This window comes from Variovorax sp. CF079, assembly GCF_900101545.1.
Classification (GTDB): Bacteria; Pseudomonadota; Gammaproteobacteria; order Burkholderiales; family Burkholderiaceae_C; genus Variovorax.
This window is the reverse complement of record NZ_FMZU01000001.1, coordinates 226,652-248,179: the sequence shown is the minus strand read 5'-3', so window position 1 is coordinate 248,179 and position 21,528 is coordinate 226,652. Positions and strand designations below refer to the sequence as shown.

At 68.3% G+C, this 21,528-nt stretch carries 22 protein-coding genes; 11 read left to right on the top strand and 11 right to left on the bottom strand.

The window, feature by feature from the left end; genetic code table 11:
• Positions 1-31 precede the first annotated feature (31 nt).
• Positions 32-1,825 carry a glutamine--tRNA ligase/YqeY domain fusion protein gene (locus BLS74_RS01355; protein ID WP_093102331.1) on the top strand — a complete coding sequence of 598 codons (1,794 nt, stop codon included), beginning with the start codon at positions 32-34 and terminating at the stop codon, positions 1,823-1,825.
• A gap of 14 nt (positions 1,826-1,839) precedes the next feature.
• Here the strand turns inward: BLS74_RS01355 and BLS74_RS01350 are convergent, their stop codons facing one another.
• A complete protein-coding gene (locus tag BLS74_RS01350; RefSeq protein WP_093102329.1) occupies positions 1,840-2,778 on the bottom strand; it encodes a M14 family metallopeptidase in 939 nt (312 codons plus the stop codon).
• A gap of 148 nt (positions 2,779-2,926) precedes the next feature.
• On the opposite strand from BLS74_RS01350, the gene BLS74_RS01345 reads away from it, so the two are divergent.
• Positions 2,927-4,576, top strand: coding sequence for an HsdM family class I SAM-dependent methyltransferase (locus tag BLS74_RS01345; RefSeq protein WP_212733605.1), 1,650 nt, complete (start codon positions 2,927-2,929; stop codon positions 4,574-4,576).
• A complete protein-coding gene (locus tag BLS74_RS01340) occupies positions 4,573-5,781 on the top strand; it encodes a restriction endonuclease subunit S (protein ID WP_093102326.1) in 1,209 nt (402 codons plus the stop codon). The genes BLS74_RS01345 and BLS74_RS01340 overlap by 4 nt, the downstream gene beginning before the upstream one ends.
• Here the strand turns inward: BLS74_RS01340 and BLS74_RS01335 are convergent.
• Together BLS74_RS01335 and BLS74_RS01330 are read right to left on the bottom strand one after the other, a co-directional pair.
• A complete protein-coding gene (locus BLS74_RS01335; RefSeq protein ID WP_093102325.1) occupies positions 5,778-6,065 on the bottom strand; it encodes a putative quinol monooxygenase in 288 nt (95 codons plus the stop codon). The genes BLS74_RS01340 and BLS74_RS01335 overlap by 4 nt on opposite strands.
• A 123-nt stretch (positions 6,066-6,188) precedes the next feature.
• Positions 6,189-7,349, bottom strand: a complete 1,161-nt coding sequence (locus BLS74_RS01330; protein ID WP_170855466.1) for a DUF4172 domain-containing protein — start codon at positions 7,347-7,349, stop codon at positions 6,189-6,191.
• Between the two features lie 117 nt (positions 7,350-7,466).
• On the opposite strand from BLS74_RS01330, the gene BLS74_RS01325 reads away from it, so the two are divergent.
• Genes BLS74_RS01325 through BLS74_RS01315 form a run of 3 tightly spaced genes read left to right on the top strand, consistent with a single transcriptional unit; the run spans position 7,467 to position 10,064 of the window.
• Positions 7,467-8,861, top strand: coding sequence for an MFS transporter (locus BLS74_RS01325; protein WP_244503703.1), 1,395 nt, complete (start codon positions 7,467-7,469; stop codon positions 8,859-8,861).
• Complete coding sequence (locus BLS74_RS01320) at positions 8,858-9,163, top strand: hypothetical protein (RefSeq protein WP_139191611.1); 306 nt, start codon at positions 8,858-8,860, stop codon at positions 9,161-9,163. Before BLS74_RS01325 ends, BLS74_RS01320 begins: the two co-directional genes overlap by 4 nt.
• Positions 9,144-10,064 (top strand): RNA polymerase sigma factor, encoded by a 921-nt coding sequence (locus BLS74_RS01315; RefSeq protein ID WP_093102319.1) that lies wholly within the window; start codon positions 9,144-9,146, stop codon positions 10,062-10,064. Before BLS74_RS01320 ends, BLS74_RS01315 begins: the two co-directional genes overlap by 20 nt.
• Positions 10,065-10,067: 3 nt before the next feature.
• On the opposite strand, the gene ylqF is transcribed toward BLS74_RS01315, so the two are convergent.
• The gene (gene ylqF / locus BLS74_RS01310) at positions 10,068-11,018 is read right to left on the bottom strand and encodes a ribosome biogenesis GTPase YlqF (protein ID WP_093102317.1); all 951 of its coding nucleotides are present in this window, start codon (positions 11,016-11,018) and stop codon (positions 10,068-10,070) included.
• 58 nt (positions 11,019-11,076) lie between these two features.
• Positions 11,077-11,946 (bottom strand): LytTR family DNA-binding domain-containing protein, encoded by an 870-nt coding sequence (locus tag BLS74_RS01305; RefSeq protein WP_093102316.1) that lies wholly within the window; start codon positions 11,944-11,946, stop codon positions 11,077-11,079.
• A gap of 153 nt (positions 11,947-12,099) precedes the next feature.
• Between BLS74_RS01305 and BLS74_RS01300 the strand changes: the two genes are divergently transcribed.
• Together BLS74_RS01300 and BLS74_RS01295 are read left to right on the top strand one after the other, a co-directional pair.
• Positions 12,100-13,275, top strand: coding sequence for an acyltransferase family protein (locus tag BLS74_RS01300; protein ID WP_093102314.1), 1,176 nt, complete (start codon positions 12,100-12,102; stop codon positions 13,273-13,275).
• A gap of 83 nt (positions 13,276-13,358) precedes the next feature.
• The gene (locus BLS74_RS01295) at positions 13,359-13,949 is read left to right on the top strand and encodes an outer membrane protein assembly factor BamE (protein WP_093102313.1); all 591 of its coding nucleotides are present in this window, start codon (positions 13,359-13,361) and stop codon (positions 13,947-13,949) included.
• 1 nt (position 13,950) lies between these two features.
• On the opposite strand, the gene BLS74_RS01290 is transcribed toward BLS74_RS01295, so the two are convergent.
• Positions 13,951-14,859, bottom strand: coding sequence for an aminotransferase class IV (locus BLS74_RS01290; RefSeq protein WP_093102311.1), 909 nt, complete (start codon positions 14,857-14,859; stop codon positions 13,951-13,953).
• A 108-nt stretch (positions 14,860-14,967) separates the two neighbouring features.
• Here BLS74_RS01290 and BLS74_RS01285 point away from each other — a divergent pair, with 108 nt between their 5' ends.
• The gene (locus BLS74_RS01285) at positions 14,968-15,324 is read left to right on the top strand and encodes an HPF/RaiA family ribosome-associated protein (protein WP_093102310.1); all 357 of its coding nucleotides are present in this window, start codon (positions 14,968-14,970) and stop codon (positions 15,322-15,324) included.
• Between the two features lie 9 nt (positions 15,325-15,333).
• Here BLS74_RS01285 and BLS74_RS01280 read toward each other — a convergent pair whose 3' ends face one another.
• The 3 genes from BLS74_RS01280 to BLS74_RS01270 all read right to left on the bottom strand — a co-directional run bounded on the left by BLS74_RS01280 (position 15,334) and on the right by BLS74_RS01270 (position 16,676).
• Positions 15,334-15,789 carry a MerR family transcriptional regulator gene (locus tag BLS74_RS01280; RefSeq protein WP_093102308.1) on the bottom strand — a complete coding sequence of 152 codons (456 nt, stop codon included), beginning with the start codon at positions 15,787-15,789 and terminating at the stop codon, positions 15,334-15,336.
• Positions 15,779-16,192: a nuclear transport factor 2 family protein gene (locus BLS74_RS01275; RefSeq protein ID WP_093102307.1), complete on the bottom strand. Its 414-nt coding sequence runs from the start codon at positions 16,190-16,192 to the stop codon at positions 15,779-15,781. Before BLS74_RS01275 ends, BLS74_RS01280 begins: the two co-directional genes overlap by 11 nt.
• 103 nt (positions 16,193-16,295) lie before the next feature.
• A complete protein-coding gene (locus tag BLS74_RS01270) occupies positions 16,296-16,676 on the bottom strand; it encodes a response regulator (protein WP_093102305.1) in 381 nt (126 codons plus the stop codon).
• A 128-nt stretch (positions 16,677-16,804) separates the two neighbouring features.
• On the opposite strand from BLS74_RS01270, the gene BLS74_RS01265 reads away from it, so the two are divergent.
• Positions 16,805-17,836 (top strand): ornithine cyclodeaminase, encoded by a 1,032-nt coding sequence (locus BLS74_RS01265; RefSeq protein ID WP_093102304.1) that lies wholly within the window; start codon positions 16,805-16,807, stop codon positions 17,834-17,836.
• On the opposite strand, the gene gshA is transcribed toward BLS74_RS01265, so the two are convergent.
• Positions 17,814-19,394 (bottom strand): glutamate--cysteine ligase, encoded by a 1,581-nt coding sequence (gshA, locus tag BLS74_RS01260; protein ID WP_093102302.1) that lies wholly within the window; start codon positions 19,392-19,394, stop codon positions 17,814-17,816. The two genes, BLS74_RS01265 and gshA, sit on opposite strands and share 23 nt — an antisense overlap.
• Positions 19,395-19,538: 144 nt before the next feature.
• On the opposite strand from gshA, the gene BLS74_RS01255 reads away from it, so the two are divergent.
• Positions 19,539-20,759, top strand: a complete 1,221-nt coding sequence (locus tag BLS74_RS01255; RefSeq protein ID WP_093102301.1) for a DUF2252 domain-containing protein — start codon at positions 19,539-19,541, stop codon at positions 20,757-20,759.
• A gap of 3 nt (positions 20,760-20,762) precedes the next feature.
• On the opposite strand, the gene BLS74_RS01250 is transcribed toward BLS74_RS01255, so the two are convergent.
• Positions 20,763-21,425, bottom strand: coding sequence for an alpha/beta hydrolase (locus BLS74_RS01250; RefSeq protein WP_093102299.1), 663 nt, complete (start codon positions 21,423-21,425; stop codon positions 20,763-20,765).
• Between the last annotated feature and the right edge of the window lie 103 nt (positions 21,426-21,528).

Here is a 21,528-nt window from a genome sequence, read left to right as displayed (position 1 = left end):
ACGCCGCGAGGGGCCCACCTAGAATGAACGGATGACTTCCCCTGCCGACCACGATACCGCCAAACCGAGCAATTTCCTGCGCCACGTCATCGAAAACGACCTCGAACAGGGCCACTATGCCGGCCGCCAATGGGGCGGTTCTCCCGGCGATGCGGCGCACCATGCCCAGGGCATGCAGGACCCGGCCCGGGTGCGCCTGCGCTTCCCGCCCGAGCCCAACGGCTATCTGCACATCGGCCACGCCAAGAGCATCTGGCTCAACTTCGAGCTGGCCAGGGAATACGGCGGCGTGTGCCATCTGCGCTTCGACGACACCAACCCCGAGAAGGAAGAGCAGGAGTACGTCGACGCCATCCGCGACGCCGTGAAGTGGCTCGGATACGACACTGTGCTGGCCGACGATCCGGCCCGGCTCGGCGCGCCCAACGAGCACGTCTACTTCGCGAGCAACTACTTCGACTTCATGTACCGCGCGGCCGAGTACCTGATCGGCGCCGGCCTGGCCTACGTCGACGAGCAGAGCGCCGAGGAAATCCGCGCCACCCGCGGCGACTTCAACACCCCGGGCACCGACAGCCCCTTCCGCAGCCGCACGCCCGAGCAGAACCTCGAGCGCTTCCGCGCCATGCGCGACGGCCGGCTCGCCGACGGCGCCGCCGTGCTGCGCGCCAAGATCGACATGGGAAGCGCCAACATCAACATGCGCGACCCGGCGCTCTACCGCATCCGCCGCGCGACGCACCACAACACCGGCGACACCTGGTGCATCTACCCGATGTACACCTTCGCGCACCCGATCGAGGACGCGCTGGAGCAGATCACCCACAGCATCTGCACGCTGGAATTCGAAGATCAGCGCCCCTTCTACGACTGGCTGCTCGACCGCCTGGCCGAGGGCGGCCTGATCGCCACGCCGCACCCGCGCCAGTACGAGTTCGCGCGCCTCAACGTGACCCACGTGATCACCAGCAAGCGCAAGCTGCGCCAATTGGTGGAAGAAGGCCATGTCGACGGCTGGGACGACCCCCGCATGCCGACCCTGGCCGGCCTGCGCCGCCGCGGCTACACGCCCGAGGCACTCAAGCTTTTCTGCGAACGCTCGGGCGTCACCAAGTCCGGCGGCTGGATCGACTACGCCAGCCTCGAAGCCGCGCTGCGCGACACCCTCGACCCGATCGCCCCGCGCGCCATGGCCGTGCTCGACCCGGTCAAGCTGGTCATCACCAACTGGGACGAGCTGATGGGCGCCGGCTTTTTGGACGAATGCACGGCCCCCGTGCATCCGCACCACCCCGAGATGGGCAAGCGCAGCTTCAAGCTGGGCCGCGAGGTCTGGATCGAGCGCACCGACTACGAGGACGTGCAGCCCAAGGGCTTTTTCCGCCTGTTCCCGGGCAACAAGGTGCGGCTCAAGTACGGCCACGTCATCGAATGCACCGGCGGCACGCGGGACGCGGACGGCAAGCTCGTCGAAGTGCAGGCCAAGCTGGTGCCGGACACCAAGAGCGGAACGCCCGGCGCGGATGCGATCAAGGTGAAGGGAAACATCACCTGGGTGGCGGCGGCCGATGCGGTGCCGGCCGAGGTGCGGCTCTACGAACGCCTTTTCGCTGCGCCCCAGCCGGGCGGCGGCGAACTGGAGGAAGACCTCAACGCCACGAGCCTGATCACGGCCAGCGCTTATGTCGAGCCCGCGCTGGCCAAGCCCGCCGGCGGCGCTGGCTTCCAGTTCGAACGGCACGGCTACTTCGTGCTGGACACGCACCAGGGCAACGGGCTCGTGTTCAATCGCGCGGCCGGCATGAAGGACAGCTGGGGCAAGTAGCCGGTCGCCGGGGTCTAGAGCGGCCGCGTCAGGTACACCGCCTCTCGCCCCACGATCGGCACCCGCGCCGGCATGAGCACGGTGCAGTCCTCGCAGAGCGCCCGAATCTCCTCCGCCCCATCGGTCGCGATCAGCTCGCCCTTGGCGAACACCTCGAAGCCGAGCAGCGGCCGCACGAAGCGGAACTCCTCGGTCTTGACCATCCGCGTTTCCAGCAGCTCAAAGCGCTGCTGCGGTCCGGGCGCCGGCGTGGCCGGGTCGCGCTCGATCAGGCCGAAATGGGCCAGAAAATCCAGGCTCACTGCGGTGGCCAAGTCGGCCGTGGCCTGCAGGAAGTGCTGGCCGCACTCGACCACCATGGCTGCGCCGGCCGGGCTCTCCTCCTCGCCGTGGCGGCCATGCTGGATCAGCGGCGTGCCCGAACCCAGGCCCTTGGGCATGAGCAGGTGGATCGCGGGGCGTCCGATCGCCAGCGCCACCGCGGTGTTGCGCGCGAAGGCCGGGTAGACCCAGAAGGGCGCCACGGGCTGGCTGGTCGAGTGGATGTCGAGGATGTGGTCGGCCGCGGCCACGACGGGCCGCAGTTCGCGGGCGCGGCGCAGCTCGGGGCTGTCCTCGGGGCCGTCCAGCCACTCGTCGGACCAGATGCGGTTCAGGTTGTGGACGAGCTGGCGGTTTTCGAAGGGCTGGTCCGGGTCGAAGGCGTTGTAGGCCTCCACGTGGGCGAAGCTCACCGTGAGCGTGCCGGTCTTCGGGCGCACGCCGCTGTCGAGCAGATGGGTGGCGGCCGCCATGCCGCAGATCTCGTTGCCGTGGGTCAGCGCGTTGATCAGCACATGCGGGCCGGGCTTGCCGGATTCGAAGCGGTGGACATAGTCGACGCCGGTGTTGCCTTGGCGGTAGGCGGAAAGATCGGGCTGGGTGACTTCGAGCTGGGGCGGGATGGGAGGCATGGCGGGGTGTTCTTGAGAGGTCCCTGAGTTTGCTACAGCCGCGCCGCCACGGTGGAGGCCGTCAACCCCCTCCCAATTGCCTCGTAGACTCGCGACCCACAAACACAAATTCTTCGAGCGCCTTGCCCTCATGCCCCTGACTGCCGACATGCGACGGTCCATCGACCAGATTCGCGATTACCTTTTTGGCGGTGGCTACCCGGACCCGGTCAACAACGCCGAGCAGCTGTCCTTCCTGTTCTTCTTCTATCTCGTCGAGGGCATCGACGCCGAGGCCAAGGCACGCGCCCGCATGCTGAAGACGCGTCCCATCAGCCTGTTCGATGGCGAGTGGGAGCTCCGAAATCCCTTGAATGCCTTCGTGTCGGCCGCGCGCGAAGGCAACCTGCCCGCCACCGTGCTGCACACCGGCGAGCCGACCGTTCCGCGCAACCGCTTTCGCTGGTCGCTCTGGTCGCGCGAGCTGTCGGGCGAGGCGCTGGTGCGCTTCGTGCGCGACGAGGTGTTTCCCTTCTTCGCCGAGATCGGCGAAGCCTCGGCCTACGATTTCATGCGCGGCGCGCGCCTGGGCATCGACGATCCCACGGTGCTGACGCAGGTCATCCGCCTGGTGGACGGCCTGCGGCTCGACCAGGCCGATGCCGACACCAAGGGCGATCTGTTCGAGCACGTGCTGCGCCAGCTGAAGCAGGCCGGTGAGTTGGGCCAGTTCCGTACGCCGCGCCACATCATCCGAACCATCGTCGAGATGGTCGATCCGCAGGTCGGCGAGACGGTCTACGACCCCGCCGCCGGCACCGCGGGCTTTCTGGTGGTGGCCTACAACCAGATCCGGCTCGCGAACTCCTCGCCCGGCGGCATCGCGGAGGCCGAGCTCGACGGCAAGACGCACCTGCGCGGCCTGGGCGACAAGCTCTCGGCCGACCAGCTTTCCACGCTGCAGACCGCCACCTTCTTCGGCGACGACGTCGACCCGAAGATGGTGCGGCTGGCAACCATGAACCTCACGCTGCGCGGCCTGGCCCATGTGCGCATCCTGCAGCGCAACGTGCTGACCACCTCGCTCGACGCCGGCTACAAGGCCGCACTGGGCCTGCCGGCCGAAGGCTTCCACGTGGTGCTGGCGAACCCGCCCTTCTCGGGCCGGGTCGACAAGGACCGCATCGTCGACGAGGTGAAGATCGGCAGCACCAGCGCCACCGAGCTGCTGTTCCTCAAGTACATGCTCGACAGCCTGCGCCCCGACGGCCGGGCCGCGGTGGTGGTGCCGGAGGGCGTGCTCTTCGGCTCCACGCTCGCACACCGCGAGCTGCGCCGCCAGCTGATCGAGCAGCATCGTGTCGAGGCCGTGCTGAGCCTGCCCAGCGGCGTGTTCCAGCCCTACTCGGGCGTCAAGACCTCGGTGCTGTTCTTCCGCCGCGGCGGGCGCACCGGGCGCGTGCAGTTCCTGCATGCCGACGACGACGGCTACCGGCTCGACGCCAACCACGACACGCCCATCGAAGCCGACGACCTGCCCGCGCTGTCGCAGGCCTACGCGCGTCGCGATGCAGCCTGGGCGCGCTGGCAGGCGCGCGATGCGGACGCCGAGTGGACCGAGAAATGGTGGTTCGCCGACGCGGCCGCGTTGCGCGCCAACGACTTCAACCTGTCGGCCAGCCGCTACCGGCCGATGAGCCAGGCGCAGGTCGAGCACCTGGATCCGCGCGAGCTGCTCGGCGAACTGGCGGCGATCGAGGCCGAGATCGTGGAAGAGATCGAGGCGCTGCGCGCCGCGCTGGCGGAGCGCATTCCATGATGCCGGCGGCCCGCATCGCGCTGCTCGGCGAGGTCTGCGACATCAACCCGAGGTTGCCGAAGTCGCACGACCTGCAGGAAGACAGTGAAGTCGGCTTCGTCCCGATGGCCGCGGTGAACGAGACTTCCGGCACCATCGAGCAGCGCCTGACGCGCCGCTTCGCCGAAGTGAAGAAGGGCTATACCCCCTTCGCCGAGGACGATGTGCTGTTCGCCAAGATCACGCCGTGCATGGAGAACGGCAAGGCCGCCATCGCGCGCGGCCTGGCCGGTGGACGCGGCTTCGGTTCCACCGAGTTCCACGTGCTGCGCGCGAAAGAATCCGTTCTGCCCGAGTGGCTCTACTACTTCGTGCGCCAGCAGCGCTTTCGGCGCGAGGCGCGCAGAAGCTTCACCGGCACCGCCGGCCAGCAGCGCGTGCCCGCGGCCTTCATGGCGGGCGCTGCCATTCTGGTGCCCGCGCTGGCCGAGCAGCGCCGCATGGTCGACGTGCTGTCCTGCGCGGAAGGCATCGTCCGGCTTCGGCGCGAAGCGCGCAAGAAGACCGAGCAGCTGATCCTCGCCATCCACGCCGACATGTTCGGCGACGCCACCGCCAATCCCAAGAGTTGGCCGGTGGCGACGCTGGGCGATGTGCTCGAGCGCATCGACAGCGGCAAGAGCCCGCGCTGCCACGACCGGCCGAAGGCGCCCGACGAATGGGGCGTGCTGCGCCTGAGCGCGCTGAAGCATGCCGCCTACAACGAGTCGGACCACAAGACCCTGCCCGACAAGGAAGTGCCCGATGCGCGCTGCGAGGTCCGGCGCGGCGATCTCCTGCTCAGCCGCAAGAACACGCTGGAGCTCGTGGGCACGCCGGCCTATGTCTGGGACACCCAGGGCCGCATCCTCCTGCCCGACCTGATCTTCCGCCTCTGCCTGCGGCCCGAATCGGGCGTGCATCCGCTCTACCTGTGGGCGCTGCTGACGGCGCCGGCCATCCGAAGACGGCTTCGATTGATGGCCAGCGGAACGGCCGCGTCGATGCTCAACATCTCGAAGGAAAGGCTCCGTACGCTGCCGATCATGGTTGCGCCGCACGCGCATCAGCAGGCATTTGCCGAACATGCGACGGCCCTGCACTCGATCTCGCTCCAGCAGCAGGCCGCGCTGGCCAATGCCGAGGCAACCTTCGAGGCCCTGCTCGCCAGGATCTTCAGACCCTAGACCAACCTGCTGTAGGCCACGATCTCCGGCGCCGCCGCAAACAGCGGCCCCGCGGCCGCGATCGCCGCGCCCACGTGCACGGTCGCCATGTGCGCATCGGCATGCGCCTTGGCCTGCCACTGCTCGACAGTCTGGAACACGTGCGGCGCCTCGGCCTGCTGGTAGAGCTCATAGCCCATGCAACCCGGTTCCTGTCGCGACTTGGTCGCCAGGTCGACGAGGATGCCCTTGGCGAGTTCGACGACCTCAGGTTTGACGGTGATGCGCGCGAGGACGTAGTGCATGGGTAGGCTCCGGCTGGAGTGAAGGATGAGTTTGCATCTTGACTTGGCGGCATGGCGCCGCGCCCGGGATTTTCCCGCTGGCGACCGCACTGTGCGCATGTTCCGAGGCCTGTGGACGTGAGACTAGGCCTCGCCGGGCACCAGTGCGTAGCGCGTGCCTCGCCCCTGCCCTGTTCGCGCAAGCAGCCCCCATTCGGCAAGCCGCGTGAGTTCGCGGTAGGCGGTGGCACGCGATACGCCGGTGATCGCGACGTACTTCTCCGTGCTCATGCCGCCCGCAAAGCCTGCGGGCTGGGTGTCGAAGAGCTTGTTCAGCACCTTGCGCTGGCTGGGCGTAAGTTCAGGGTGAGCCGCCTGGATGCCGAGCCGGAACGCGCTCTTGTCGGCTGCGGTCTGCATCTGGCTCAGCGTGGCAAGACATGCCTGTTCGACGCGCCCCACGAACCACAGTACCCAGGATGTGACGTCCATCTGCGTTTGGCAGGATGCACTGTGAAGATGCGCGTAGTAGCCCTGGCGGTCGAGCCAGATCTGCTGGGAGAGGCTGAACAGGCGCTGGCTGCTGCGCGTGTCCTGCGCCAACGCCAGATCGCTCAGCGCCCGGCCGATGCGGCCGTTGCCGTCCTCGAAGGGATGGATGGTTTCGAACCAGAGATGCGCCAGCGCGGCACGCACGATGCCGTCCATGCCGGCGCGAAGCTCCGCATTGTTGAACCAGTCCACCAGCAGGCGCATCTGCGACGGCACATCGCGCGAGGCCGGCGCCTCGTAGTGCACCGTGTCCGGCTTGCCCAGCCTCGGCGTGACGATCTGCATGGGCTCGGGGTGCGTGCGGTAGGCACCCGTCACGATGCGCGTGATGTCGCTACGGCCGTTGGGGAACAGCGCAGCATGCCAATCGAAAAGGCTGGCCTCGGTCAGTGGCTGCTGCCATTGCGCGACCGCGGCCTCGATCACATCCAGCGTGGCTTCGGCACGGGGTTCGCGCTGGGTCAGCCGCGCGCGACTGCTCTGCGTCAAGCCCAGACGGCGCGCGGCCGACGCGCGCACCGAATTGATCTGCAGCATTTCGCCCTCGATCTGCGCGGTGGCGACGGCTTCCTGCGCCCATTCGGTGAGCTGCAGTTCGCCCAGATCGACCAGTTGAAGGCCGCTCGCTACGCCGAGCATCCGTCCTTGCGCAACGCGAGCCGCGGCCAGCGCCGGCTGCAGCGCCTGCGCGTCGAACTTGAAATGAGGCCAATCGGCGGCCTGCCAGATCCACATGAAGCGCATCTTATCCATTTGCGCTTCAAATTTGAAGCGTAAAGAACGGCTTTGCGCTTCATTGGATTCCTCGCACCGCATCCTTTCCCGCGCCCCGTTCGTCCTCGTCGTATGACCTACGACCCGACATTTCACGTGGCCCCCTCCCCGCGCTGGGTTCTCGCGCTGGCCTCGCTGACCTCTTTCATGATCGCGCTCGACGCGCTGGTGGTCACGACCGCCCTGAGCGCGATCGGCAAGGATTTCGGCGCACCGATCGAAGCGCTGGAATGGACCGTCAATGCCTACAACCTGAGCTTCGCCGTGCTGCTCATGAGCGGTGCGGCGCTCGGCGATCGCTTCGGGCGCCGGCGCACGCTGGTCGCGGGCCTCGCGATCTTCGTCCTCGCCTCGGTCGGCTGTGCGATGGCGGGCAGCGTCGCCTGGCTGATCGCCGCGCGCGCCCTGCAAGGGGTCGGCGCGGCACTGGCGATGCCGCTGGCGATGGCGCTCTTGAGCGCGGCCGTTCCCAAGGAGACGCGGGCCCGGGCGCTCGGCATCTTCAGCGGCGTCACCGGGCTGGCCCTGATCGTCGGGCCGGCCGCGGGCGGCGCAGTGGCCGAAGGCCTTGACTGGCGATGGATCTTCTGGATCAACGTTCCGATCGGGCTGGTCGTCGCTCCGCTCATGCTGCGCCGCATCCCGGAGAGCCGCGGGCCGGCCGCCGCGCTCGACCTTCCGGGCGTGCTGCTCGCCACCGGCGCGATCCTGGGCGCGGTGTGGGGACTGACGCGCGGGCACGAGGCCGCCTGGGCCAGCTTCGAAGTGGCCGGGGCGCTGGCGGCCGGCCTGCTGCTGGCGATCGGCTTCCTGGCCTGGGAGCGGCGCGCAGTTGCGCCGCTGCTGCCGCTCTCGCTGTTCCGCTCGCGCGGCTTCTCATCCGGCATTGCGGCCAGCTTTCTTTTCTACGCGCCGATGTACGGCACGGTGTTCTTCCTGCCGCAGTTTCTGCAGTCGCAGGGCGCGGGCCCGCTCGGCGCGGGGCTGCGGCTCTTGCCATGGACGGCCACGCTGTTCGTGGTCGCGCCCCTGGCGGGCAGCCTGGTCAACCGCTTCGGCGAACGGCCGCTGGTCGTCTGCGGCGTGCTGCTGCAGGCCATCGGCAGCGCCTGGATCGCGCTGATCGCGGCGCCCGATCTTCCCTATGCCCAGCTCGTCCTGCCGCTGATCGTCGGCGGTGCCGGCGTCTCGATGGCCATGCCCGCGGCCCAGAGCGCAGTGCTGAGCGCGGTGGCGCCCGTGGAGATCGGCAAGGCCTCCGGCACCTTCAACATGTTTCGCTACCTGGGCGGAATGTTCGGCATCGCGCTCCTGGTCGAGGTGTTTGCCCGCGCCGGCAGCCTGGCCTCGCCGCCGGCTTTCAGCCTGGGCTTCACGCAGGCAATGGGCGTTGCTGCCGCGCTTTCGCTGCTGGCCGCGTTCGCGGCCTGGTGGCTCCCGACAGAGAACAAGCTGTTCCGGCCTTTGCCGGAGAAAGGACTCCGATCATGAAACGCATGGTGCAATACAAGGTGAAGGCCGACCGGGTGGCCGAGAATGAAAGCTACGTCCGCGCGGTGTACGAAGCGCTCCATCAGGCCCGACCGCCTGGCCTGCACTACGCCACCTTCAAGCTGGCGGATGGCGTGAGCTTCGTCCACCTCGTTTCACATGAGGCCGCGGACGGTGCCAATGCCTTGACGGCGCTTCCCGCCTTCAAGGCCTTCACGGCGGAGATCCGCGAGCGCTGCGAGACGCCGCCGGTCACGACGGAACTGGAGGAGATCGGGTCCTATGGCTTCTTCGGCAAGTGACACGCACGACGCGATCCTCGGCACGCTGGAAGAGGCGCGCCGGCAGTTCCTGGCGCTCGTCGACGAGGTGCGGCCCGAGCTGCATCGCTACTGCACGCGCATGACCGGCTCGGTCGCCGACGGCGAAGACGTGGTCCAGGACACGCTGGCACGCGCCTACTACCAGCTGTCGGAACTGAAGGAGCTGCCGCCGCTGCGCCCATGGCTTTTTCGCATCGCCCACAACCGGGCGGTCGACCGCTGGCGGCACGATGCGTACCTGAAGACCGAGCCCCTCGACGCAGCATCCGAGATCGCGGACGACGAGGCGCGCGAGCCCGACCAGGCGCTGGCGCGGCATCAGGCCGTGCATGCCGCCCTCTCTCTCTTTCTTCAGCTCGCGCCGGCGCAGCGCGGCTGCGTGATCCTCAAGGACGTGCTGGACCATTCGTTGGAGGAGATCGCCAGCGAACTCGAACTGAGCGTGCCGGCCGTCAAGGCCGCGTTGCACCGCGGGCGCGTGCTGCTGCGCGAGCTGTCCGAAGTCGCGCCGCCGCCAACGCCGGCGCGCGCCTTCCAGCCGGCGCTGGTGCGCTATGCAAGCCTGTTCAACGCCCATGACTGGGACGGCGTGCGCGCCATGCTCGCCGACGAAGTGCGGCTCGACCTGGTGTCGCGGCGCAAGGCGGCAGGCCGGCGCAACGTGGCGCCCTACTTCGGCAACTACGCCAAGCTCCCCGACTGGCACCTGGTGCCGGGCTGGCTCGACGGCCGCGAGGTGCTGGCGGTTTTCTCCCCGCCGGGCGCGGCGCGGCCGAACTACTTCATCGAATTGAGCTGGCAGGACGATCGGGTGAGCGCAATCCGCGATTTCTACTACGTGCGCTACATCGCACAGGAAGCGCAGATCGAATTCGACTAGCTGCTAGGGTCTCTCGGGCGGGCTGTCTTCCTGCTCGGGAGGGCGCTTCTTGCGCGAGCGCGCTTCCTTCTTCGCCCGGCGCTCCGCATCCAGCAACTGCCCCGCCGCGAGCCACCCGGCAAACTCCTGCGGCGTCTCCAGCGTGATGCGGCCCATGTTGCCGCTGCGGAATTCGTGCATCACGACCTCGGCCGCCTTCTGCAGGTTCACGCGGCCGCGGCCGAGCAGCGCGCCGCGCTTGCGGCCGATGGCTTCGAGCACCTGCTCGTCGCGGAAGCCCTCGATCGATTCGAGCTTGAAGCGCGCCTCGACCAGGCCCGCGTAGTCGCGCTTCAGGTAGTCGAGCAGTTCCAGGGCCACCTCTTCCTCGTCGAAGGCATTGCGGCCGATGGCGCCGCTGGCGGCCAGGTTGTAGCCGCTCTTGGCCACGATGATGCGCGGCCACAGCATGCCGGGCGTGTCCCAAAGATAGAAGTCGTCGGCCAGCACGATGCGCTGCTCGAGCTTGGTGATGCCGGCCTCGTCGCCGGTCTTGGCCTTGCGGCTGCCGGTCAGCGTGTTGATCAGCGTGGATTTGCCGACGTTGGGAATGCCGCAGATCAGCACGCGCATCGGCTTGGCCATGCCGCCGCGGTTCGGCGCGAGTTCGTGGCAGGCGTCGATCAGTTGCCGCGCCGGCGCGGTCTGGCTGGCATCGAGGCCGATCGCGCGCGTGGCCGGCTGCGCGTTGTAGTGGGCCAGCCAGAGCGCGGTGCGTTCGGGATCGGCCAGGTCCTGCTTGTTGAGCACCTTGAGGCCCGGCTTGTGGCCGGTGAGTTCGGCCAGCATCGGGTTGGCGCTGGAGCCCGGCAGGCGCGCATCGAGCAGCTCGATGACGACGTCGATGTCCTTGATCCGTTCGGCGATGGCCTTCTGGGTCAAGTGCATGTGACCGGGGAACCACTGGATGGCCATCGGGAATGTTCTTTCTCTTGCTGCGGGAAGGCCTGCGATTGTCGCCGCGGCCCGAAGCTCAGGCCCGCAGCGCGTCGCGGTAGCGCCGGCTGCAGGGGATCTGCGTGCCGTCGCGCATGTGCAGCCGGGCGTCGCCGCCGTCGAGCGGCTCGATCTCGGCCACCCGGTCCAGGTTGGCCGCGTAGCTGCGGTGCACGCGCGCATAGCGGGCCGGATCGAGCTGGGCCAGGAAGTCGGTCAGCGTGGCGCGCAGCAGGTAGTCATGCCCGTTGACGCGCAGGCCGACGTAGTTGCCCTGGGCCTGCAGCCAGTCGATGTCGCTGGCCGCGATCAGGAACTCGCGCCTGAGCTTGCGCACCAAAAAGCGCTCGGGCCGCTGCGGCGCCGCCTCGGGCGCGGGCGGCGCGGGCTCGGCCGCACCCTCCGGCGCATCGAGCACGCGCGCCTCGCCCTGCAGCCGCAGCATGAAAAGCCGGTAGCCCAGCAAGGTCACGAGGAAGAGCGCGTAGGTGCGCACGTCCTTGAGGTACTCGTAGAACCACTTCTCGCCCCAGGGGCCGAAGTCGTACTGGCTGCCGGCCAGCGCATAGACCAAATGGCGCAGCGCCACCATGCCGGCCACATGCACCAGGCTGAAGACCACGCTGCCGGCCAAGTGCCAGGCCCAGTTGCGGCCGAGCGTGGCCAGGTTGAGCGGGAAGCGGCGCTCGAAAGCGAACACCGCCGGCACCAGCGCGAGCAGCACAAGATGACTGGAAAGCTCCCAGGCCACCGGCTGCCACAGGGGCACCTCGCGTCCCAACTTGCCCGCGTCGACCACGGCGACGGCGGTGTTGAAGACCGCCTGCAGCGCCATCACGATCACCCAGAAGGCGATCTCGGCCCGCCGCCGATAGGGCTGGTAGCGTTCGAACAGGTTCTTCGGCATGGCGGGATTCTCGTGAATCCGGATCGGGACGGCCGAATTTCGTCCCTCCGGAGCCGCCGCTCGTCACAAAGCGCCGGCGGATCGTCCCCTGGCCGCCCCTGCGCACCGAACCGCAGGCCACCATGGCCGCCTTGCCATCCAAGGAGCCGGACCATGAGCACCGACCGACGACACGACATCGATGCGCTGCGCGCGCTGGCCTTCCTGCTGCTGATCCTCTACCACGTGGCGATGTACTACGTGGCCGACTGGCCCTGGCACCTCAAGAGCCCGCATGCCGCCCACTGGCTGCAATGGCCGATGCAGGCCGTCAACATCTGGCGCATGGACCTGGTGTTCCTGGTGTCGGGCGTGGCGCTGGGTTTTCTGTTGCGCGGCCAGGAGCCGCTGCGCCTGGTCGGACAGCGTGCGCTGCGGCTGCTGCTGCCGCTGGCGATCGGCATGACGGTGGTGGTGCCCTACCAGGCCTACGCCGAAGCCGTGGCCAAGGGGCTGGTGGCGCCGGGATTCGGCGCCTTCATGGCACGCTACCTCGCGATGGGACCCTGGCCCAAGGGCGCCTTCGCCGGCTCCGATTTCGGCATGACCTGGAACCACCTGTGGTACCTGCCCTACCTCTTCGCCTACACGGCGCTGGTGGTGCTGCTGCTGCCGGTGCTGCGATCGGCCGCCGGACAGCGGCTGCGCGCCGCCTTCACCGGTCTGCGGCGCTGGCGGCTGCTGGTGCTGCCGGCCCTGCCGCTCGTGCTCTTCACGCTGGTGCTCGGGCCGCGCTTCCCGGCCACCCACGACCTGATCCACGACTGGTACCTGCATGCCCTCTACTTCACGGTCTTTCTCTACGGCTACTGGATGGGAATCGATGCCGGCCTCTGGCGCGAGCTGGCGCGGGTGCGCGGCTGGGCGCTGGCGCTGGCGGCGGCCCCCCTCATCGCCTACTTCGCGCTGAAGCTGGCCGGCGCCGATATTCGGCTGTTGCGCGTGCTGCGCGCGCTCTACCTGTGGAGCGCGCTCGCGGCCATCCTGGGCTTCGCCCATCGTTACCTCGACCGCCCCTGGCCCTGGCTGGGCTGGGCCAACGAGTCGGTCTACCCCTGGTACATGCTGCACCAGACGCTGATCGTTGCCGGCGCCGTCGCGCTCGCGTCATGGCGGCTCGGCCCGGTGCTGGAGCCGGTCTTGCTGGTGGCACTGACGGTGCTCGGCTGCTGGGCGCTGAGCGACGGGCTGATCCGCCGCATCGGCTGGCTGCGGCCGCTGTTCGGGCTCAAGCAGCGCGCCCCTGCGGCCGGCGATCGGCCGCGATTTCGAGACTTTGTAGCACGCTGAGTTGTAACAACGCCTCTAGAATCCCTCGCGCTGCGCGCCACCCCGGCTCGCAGCGCCCAACAACATTCAACGAGGGAGTTCCGATGTTCCAGCGCTTCGCCCTGGCCGCCGTCCTGGCGGCCACCCTTCCCCTGTCCGCCGCTCACGCCCAGCGTCCTGCGCCGCCGCAGGGTCCGATGATCCAGGGCTACCTGTGCTGCAACATGCGCAGCTACGGCAAGCAGATCAGCGACATCAACTACGACGAGCAGGGCATGAGCATCGTGGCCGCGGGCACTCCCGCGCGCATCACCGGCTACGACTTCCGCTGGGTCGACCTGGACATCGGCGGCCGCCCGCAACGGCTCAAGAACGACTACAGCCGCGACATCCCGACCACCGCGTTCGGGCAGCGCTATGTCGTGACCGAGGACCCGAAGATCAAGCTGGTCGGCTACCCGGAGAAGACGCGCGCAGCCATCGCGGCGATGAAGGTGACGCCCGGCATGACGCGCGAGCAGGTGCTGATGGCGCTGGGCTACCCCGTCAGCAGCGAGAACCCGAAGCTGGACGCCCCCGTGTGGCGCTACTGGCTCGATACCTGGGCCGAATACCAGGTGATGTTCGAGCCGGGCGGCACGGTGAAGAGCATCGTGGGCGATCCGGCGACGCTGAACCGGGTCTCGCTGCCCTGATTCACCGGCCGTAGGCGATGGGCCGGCTGTAGGCCGGGTCGCGGTGCCAGTCCCAGTAGGTCTGGAGCAGGCGCTGCGTCACCGGGCCGGGCACGCCGTCGCCCAGCACCTGGTCGTCCACCCGCGTCACCGGCAGCACGCCACCACCGGAGGTGCTCAGAAAAGCTTCGTCGGCGCTGCGCAACTCCTCGGCCGGCAGGTCACGCAGCTCGACCCGCATGCCGAGCGTCTCTGCGATCTCGATCACGGTGCGCCGCGAGATGCCTTCGAGCACGCCGTCCTTCGGCGTGACGACGGTACCGCCGCGCACGCAGAAGACGTTGAAGCCCGGACCTTCGACCACGTTGCCGGCCGCATCGGTCAGCACCACGGTGTCGGCGCCCGCATCGAGCGCGCCCAGGAGGCCCATGGTGAGGTCGTTCCAGTGGTAGTTCTTGGCCTTCGGATCGACCGAGCTCGCCGGGATGCGCTGCACCTCGCTCACTTTCAGGTGCAGGCCGCGCTCGCGCTGCACCTCGTTGGCGATCCACACGAAGGGCACGGCGAAGGCGTAGAAGCGATTGACCGCCTGGCGCGGATCGCGCGAGCCCCAGGGCGGCTGGCCGCGCGTGACGATCATCTCGACATAGGAATTCCGCAGGCCGCTTCTGCGCACGCATTCGGTCAGCACCTCGGTGATCTGCGCCGTCGTGAGGCCGGGGTCGAGCCGGAAGCGCTCGCAGCTGCACATGAAGCGCTCCAGATGCGCATCGAGCCGGAAGAAGGCGCCTTCCCACACAGTGACCACGTCGTAGGTGGCGTCGGAGCGCAGAAAGCCCCAGTCGGTGATGGGGATGGCGGCCTCGGCGATGGGCACGTAGTTGCCGCGTACGAAGGCAACACCGCCGGAAAGGTCGGGCACGGAGGGCATGACTTGGAAACTCCTTCGGTCGCATGCTCCAAATGCTTACGCACGGAGCCTGGGTTGGGCGCAAAGTCGGTCTTGTTCATCAGCAGATGAGCGCGAAAGGTACCTGACATGCAGATACAAGTGAACACCAGCAACGGCGTCGAGAACAAGGATGCCCTGGAACGCTGGGCCAATGAGGAGATCAGGCATGCATTGAGCCGTTTCGCGGCCGACGTGACGCGGGTCGAAGTGCACCTGAGCGACCAGAACCATGATGCCAGCGGCGGCGGCGACAAGCGCTGCGCGATGGAGGCGCGCCTCGCGCGCCATCAGCCGGTGGCCGTGACGCAGCACGCGCCGAATCTCGACGAGGCTTTCCGCGGCGCGGCTGACAAGCTCAAGCGCGCACTGGACAGCGCGCTGGGCCGCCTCAGCAAGCACGGGCGCGAATCGATCCGCAAGGACGGCGGCGCGGTCGTCGAATGAGCGCCAGCTTCATCGCTTCCTGATCGCGGGCGCGGGCAGCGCCTTCTTGCGCACGGCGCGCGGCGTGTCGGCCGGGATCAGCGGCGGCCGCTGGCCGGTCTGCATCCAGGCATCGTAGAAGTCGATCTTCTTGTCGACCAGCGTCAGCGCGCGCCGCCATTCGGCGATGGTGGCGTTCACGCGCTCGCGGTGGCCGGCCAGCATGTCGCGGCGCTGGCGCAGCGTACGGCTGCCCTGCATCACCAGCGCGGTGTACTCGCGCATCTCGGCGATCGACATGCCGGTCGCGCGCAGCCGCTCCATCAGGTCGAGCCAGCTCACGTGCAGCTCGCCGTAGACGCGCCGCCCGCCTTCGTCGCGCGCCACGCCGGGCACCAGGCCCTGCGCCTCGTACCAGCGGATGGCATGCACGCTGCGGCCGGTGCGCGTGGCCAGCTCGCCGATGCGAAAGGCGCTACCTGGCACGCGCCGGCGCCTCCAGCGCTTCGTCGACGAGCGCGGTGTCGAGGTACTCCGTGAGCTCGATCACCTTGCCGCCGGCCAGCCGGTAGATGAAGCAGTACTGGTTGTCGTAGCGCTTGCCGAGCTTGGTGGCGACCTCGCCGTTGCACTGCACGACCACGAAGTCGTCTTCGGCGATGAAGCGCTCGGCCGTGTTGAGGTAGCGGCCTTCGAATTGCGCGTACAGGGGCTTGAGCAGTTCGTTCTGCACGACCTGCTTGCCCTTGTAGGTGCGTGACCAGGACGTGCGCCCCTTCATGATCCAGCTGAAGTCCTCGGCGAGGCTGTCGACGAAAGGCTTGCCGTTGCCCTTGGCGAGCTCGGCGTGGATGCCCTGGATGAATCTCTTGTTCTCGATGGCGTTCATGGCGTATTTCCCGTGTTCACCGGACGACCCGGCGAAACCATTGGAAATGCTCCAGCGCACTCTAGGTCAAGAGCGATTTTTCCGCCAGGGCGGAAGCCGGGCCTCAGTCGTTGCGGCGACTCAGCTTCTCGCAGTAGTCGAGCAGCAGTTCGATTTCTGCCGACTTGTCGAAGAAGGCGTCGGCGCCCAGCGCCTTGGTGCGCGCCCGCATGTCGGGCGTCGCGTAGTTGCTCAGGACCACCACCTTCTGATGCCTGGCCCTCTCGCGGCAGGCACTGACGACACCAAGGCCGTTGCCCTGGTCTAGGAACAGGTCGACGATGGCCACGTCCCAGCTGTCGCGATGATTGCGCAGCCAGTCCACCGCCTCGGCCTCCCCGCTCGCATGGGCGACGACGGTGGCATCGGCAATGTCTTCGAGGAATCCGACGAGGTTCTCGCGAATCACGGCGTTGTCTTCGACCAGATAGGTCTTCGTTGTCATTGGGGGCACATGTGAATATGGATGCTTGATGTCATGATGAGCTGCGATTTCAGCGCCGCGGTGAGCCATCTCGGCCAATGCAGGTAGGCATAGACCTACCCGATTAGCACGGAAGTTCTTCAATAAGCATGGCAACAACACGCTTCGTAGATGTCCAGGCGCTTTCCGGCCTGGTTCAGGCCCTCGGAACATCCCGCTTCCTGGAGGCGCTGGCCGACACCATCAGGGAAGATTTCCTGCGCTGGCCCGAGTTCGACAAGTCGGCCCGGCTGGCCAGCCATTCGGCGCTCGGCGTGATCGAGCTGATGCCGGTGTCGAACGGACAGCGCTACGCCTTCAAGTACGTCAACGGCCACCCCGGCAACACGGCCCATGGCCTGCCGACGGTGATGGCCTTCGGCGTGCTGGCCGAGGTGCAGACCGGCCTGCCTGTGCTGCTGTCGGAGCTCACGCTGACCACCGCGCTGCGCACCGCCGCCATGTCGGCCCTGGCCGCGCAGGCCGTGGCGCGGCCGGGATCGCGCCGCATGGCCCTCATCGGCAACGGCGCCCAGAGCGAGTTCCAGGCCCTGGCCTTCCACGCGCTGCTGGGCATCGACGAACTGCGGATCTACGACATCGACGCCCAGGCGATGGACAAGCTGGAGCGCAACCTGGCGGCCTGGCCGGCCCTGCGCGTGCGGCGTGCCGCGAGCGTCGCCGAAGCGGTGCGCGGCGCCGACATCGTCAGCACGCTGACGGCGCGCAAGGCGCGCGCCACCATCGTCACGCCCGAGATGCTCGAACCCGGCATGCACCTCAACGCGATCGGCGGCGACTGCCCGGGCAAGACCGAGCTGCATGCGGAAGTGCTGCGCGCCGCGCGCGTGTTCGTCGAGTACGAGCCGCAGACCCGGATCGAGGGCGAGATCCAGCAGATGGCGGCCGATTTTCCGGTGGTCGAGCTGTGGCGCGTGCTGGCCGGCGCCGAGGCCGGCCGGCAGAGCGAGGACCAGGTGACGGTGTTCGACTCGGTGGGCTTCGCGCTGGAGGACTACTCCGCGCTGCGCCTGATCCACGCGCTCGCGCTGCAGCATGGCGCAGGACAGGACATCGCGCTCGTGCCGTCCGCGGGCGACCCCAAGAACCTGTTCCGCCTCACCAGGCCGCGGGCTGGCTGACGGCGAGCGGCGGCATTTCCGCCCAGTGGTTCTTGAAGCCCAGGCGCGCCGGCGAGACGTACTGCTCGCGGTAGATCTCGAAGGGCATGCTGTCGTTCGCCTCGATCTCCTTCTGGGCATCGATCGAACTCTGCGTCATGCGTTCGAAGTTCGCGCGTTCTTCGGCGGAAAAGGGCAAGGCCAGCAGCTCGGTGCGCGTGCGTTCGGACTGCGCCCGCACGAAGCTGATGAAGGAGTTGTCGTGCGCGCGCGCCATCGCCTCGAGCACGCGCGCAGAAGGCAGGGTGGCCGGGTCGGCCAGGCCTTTCTCTGCCGCGCGCACCGCTTCGGCATGCCGGGTGCCACCGTGCGCGGCGTCGAGCGCGGCGGCGATCGGGCCGAATTGCTCCAGCAGCTCGGCGCCCCATTCGGTGAGCGCAACGTCTCGCCCGCCGCGCTGCAGCTTGAGGCCGGGCTCGCGGCCGCGTGCAGCCGTGAGGTGCTGGTTGTGGGCCAGCTCGGCAATCTCCTCGCGCGTGTCGGGCGGGCTGTCGGCCAGCAGGCAATGCAGCAGGAACACGTCGAGAAAGCGCATGGTGGGCGCGGCGATGCCGATCGGCTCGAAGGGATCGAGGTCCATCAGGCGGACTTCCACATACTCGACACCGCGCTCGCGCAGCGCATGCAGCGGCCGCTCGCCGGGGTAGATCACGCGCTTGGGACGGATGGTGCCGTAGAACTCGTTCTCGATCTGCAGCAGGCTGGTGGCGAGCTGGTTGTAGTCGCCGCCGGGATTGCGGATGCCGATCGCCTCGTAGGCCGGCCAGGGCCGCGTGAGCGCGTCCTGCAGCGAGGCGCCGTAGCCGTCGAGGCTGTTGTAGCTCACCGCCAGCGAGGCCTGTGCCTCGCTCTGGTAGCCCAGCCGCCCCATGCGCAGCGAGGTGCCGTGCGGCATGTGCATGCTGCCTTCGCCCAGCGGCTGTAGCTCGTGTGGCCGCCCGGCCACGAAGCTCGAGCACAGCGCCGGCGAGGCGCCGAACAGGTAGAGCAGCAAAAAGGCGTGGCGGCGGAAGTTGCGGATCAGCGCGAAGTACTGCTCGCTCGACACCTCGGGCAGCGACCAGTTGTAGTGGATGCCCGAGATGGTCTGCATGCGCCGGCCGTAGCGGTGGCTCAGGCCCATGCGGTAGACGCTCTTGGCGCGCCCCACGTTGGAGGCGCCGTAGCGCCCGATCGGAATGGTCTCGTCGGCCGGCAGGCCGCAGGGCATGCTCGAGACCCAGAGCCGTTCGTCGCCGGCTTCATGAAGCACGCGGTAGGTGAACTGGTGCACCTGCGTGAGCTCGGCCAGGCAGGCCTCCACGTCGGTGTGCACGCCGGTGATGAGCTCGAGCTGCGACTCGCTGAAATCGGTGGTGATGTGCGGGTGGGTGAGCGCCGAACCGAGCGCCGCCGGATGCGGCGTCAGCGCCAGCGTGCCGTCGGGCTGGGCACGCAGGCTCTCCTTCTCGATGCCTCTACGGACTCCCTTCAGTCGCGCGGGTGTGAGCGCTCCCAGGCGCTCGTGCAGTTTGCTCATGTCGTTATGACCCGTGAATCTTTGTGGGGCGGAAGGTAGCACGGCCGCGAACGGCTTGCTCGCCTCGGTATTTGAAGCGAAAACGCCGTTTCTGCTATACCCCGCGACGGTGCCGGCCATCCCTCCGGCGACTCAGGGGAAACCATGATCGACGTCGCGCGCAGCGTACAGGCATTCAATGCGGGCCGCGATCCCGAGCGCCTGCAGATGAAGTACGAGGCCATGCGCAAGAGCCCCTTCGTGTTCCTGCGCGGCAGCTGCCACCGCTTCTACGAACGCCTCGCGCCCGGCGTCCTGCCCGCCTCGCCGCTCGGCTGGGTGTGCGGCGATCTGCACCTCGAGAACTTCGGCAGCTTCAAGGGCGACAACGGCCTGGTGTATTTCGACATCAACGACTTCGACGAGTCCGCCCTCGCCCCGACCGCCTGGGACCTGGTGCGCTTCCTGGCCAGCGTGCGCGTCGGCGCCGCCACCCTCTCGCTGCGTCGCCAGGAAGCGCAGCAGCTGTGCCGCGCTTTCCTCGACGCCTACGCCGAGACGCTGGCGCAGGGCGAGGTGCGCTGGGTCGAGCGGGACACGGCCGACGGGCTGGTGGGCGCGCTGCTGCGCGGCCTGCGCGAGCGCAAGCGCGTGCCCTTCCTCGACGAACGCACCAAGCTCAAACGCACAGGAGGCAAGCGCAGCCGGTTCCGGCGCAAGCTGCGCACCGACGGCAAGAAAGCGCTGCCCGCGAGCCGCGAGCAGCGCGCGAGCGTCACCGAAGCCATCCGCAGCTTCGCCGAGAAGCAGCCGAACCCGGACTACTACCGGGTGCTCGATGTGGCGCGGCGCATCGCCGGCACCGGCAGCCTGGGCGTGGAGCGCTATGTGATCCTCGTCAATGGCAAGGGCTCGCCCGGCGGCAACGGCCTGCTCGATCTGAAGCAGGTCAACGCCTCTTCGCTGCTGGCGCACCTGAAGACAACCCAGCCGGCATGGAAGAACGAAGCCCAGCGCGCGGTGGCGCTGCAGCAGCGCGTGCAGGCGGTGTCGGCCGGCCTGCTGCAGCCGCTGCGCATGGGCCGCGCGCCCTTCGTGCTGCGCCACCTGCAGCCTTCGGAAGACCGCGTGACACTGGATCGCTCGGCGCAGAAGCTGAAGACGCTGGAGCAGGTGCTGCGCACCATGGGCCGCATGGTCGCGTGGGGCCAGCTGCGCAGCGCTGGGCGGCAAGGCTCGGCCATCGCCGACGAACTCGTCGCCCATGGCCACAGCCGCAAGTGGCGCCAGCCGCTGCTCGATGCGTCGCGGGACTGCGCCGCCGATGTCGCCGCCGACTGGAAGGCCTACGGCGAAGCCTTCGACGACGGCGCATTCACGCGCTGATCTTCAGCCCAGCACGCGCAGCAGGAAGCGGTTGAGATCGGCGATCTCTTCCATGCACACCGAGTGCTCCATCGGGTACTCGTGCCATTCGACCGCATGGCCGAGCGCGGCCAGCGCATCGCGCGAGGCCCGGGCGCGTTCGATCTGCACCACGCCGTCGCGCGTGCCGTGGCCCAGGAAGACCGGCGTGTCGTGGTTGGCCGCATGGCGCTCGGCGGCCGTGGTCGCGGCCAGCGGCAGGTAGCCCGACAGGCCGACGATGCCGGCCAGCCGCTCGGCATGGCGCAGCCCGGTCAGGAGCGCCATCGCGCAGCCCTGCGAAAAGCCGGCGACCACGATCCGGCCGGCCGCGATGCCGCGGGCCTTCTCGTTCGCGATCAGCGCCTCGATCGCGGCCTGCGAGCGGCGCAGTCCGGCTTCGTCCTCGCGCTTCACGAGATCGGCTGCAGCGATGTCGTACCAGGCCGGCATACGGTAGCCGCCGTTGATGGTGACCGGAATCACCGGCGCATTGGGGAACACGAAGCGCACCGGCCCGACGGCCGACAGGTCGAGCTCGTTGGCGATCGGCACGAAGTCGTTGCCGTCGGCGCCGAGGCCGTGCATGAGGAGCACGGTGGCGGTGGGGTGGGGGCCGGTTTCGATTTCGATGGGGGCAAGGGACATGATGAAGGGTCTGGCTTGGGATTGGATGACGCGAGTGTGCCTTGCCTGCGGCGCTTGTCGCCATCGGCTGCTAGCATCCGGCGCGACGCGCCAACAAGAACAG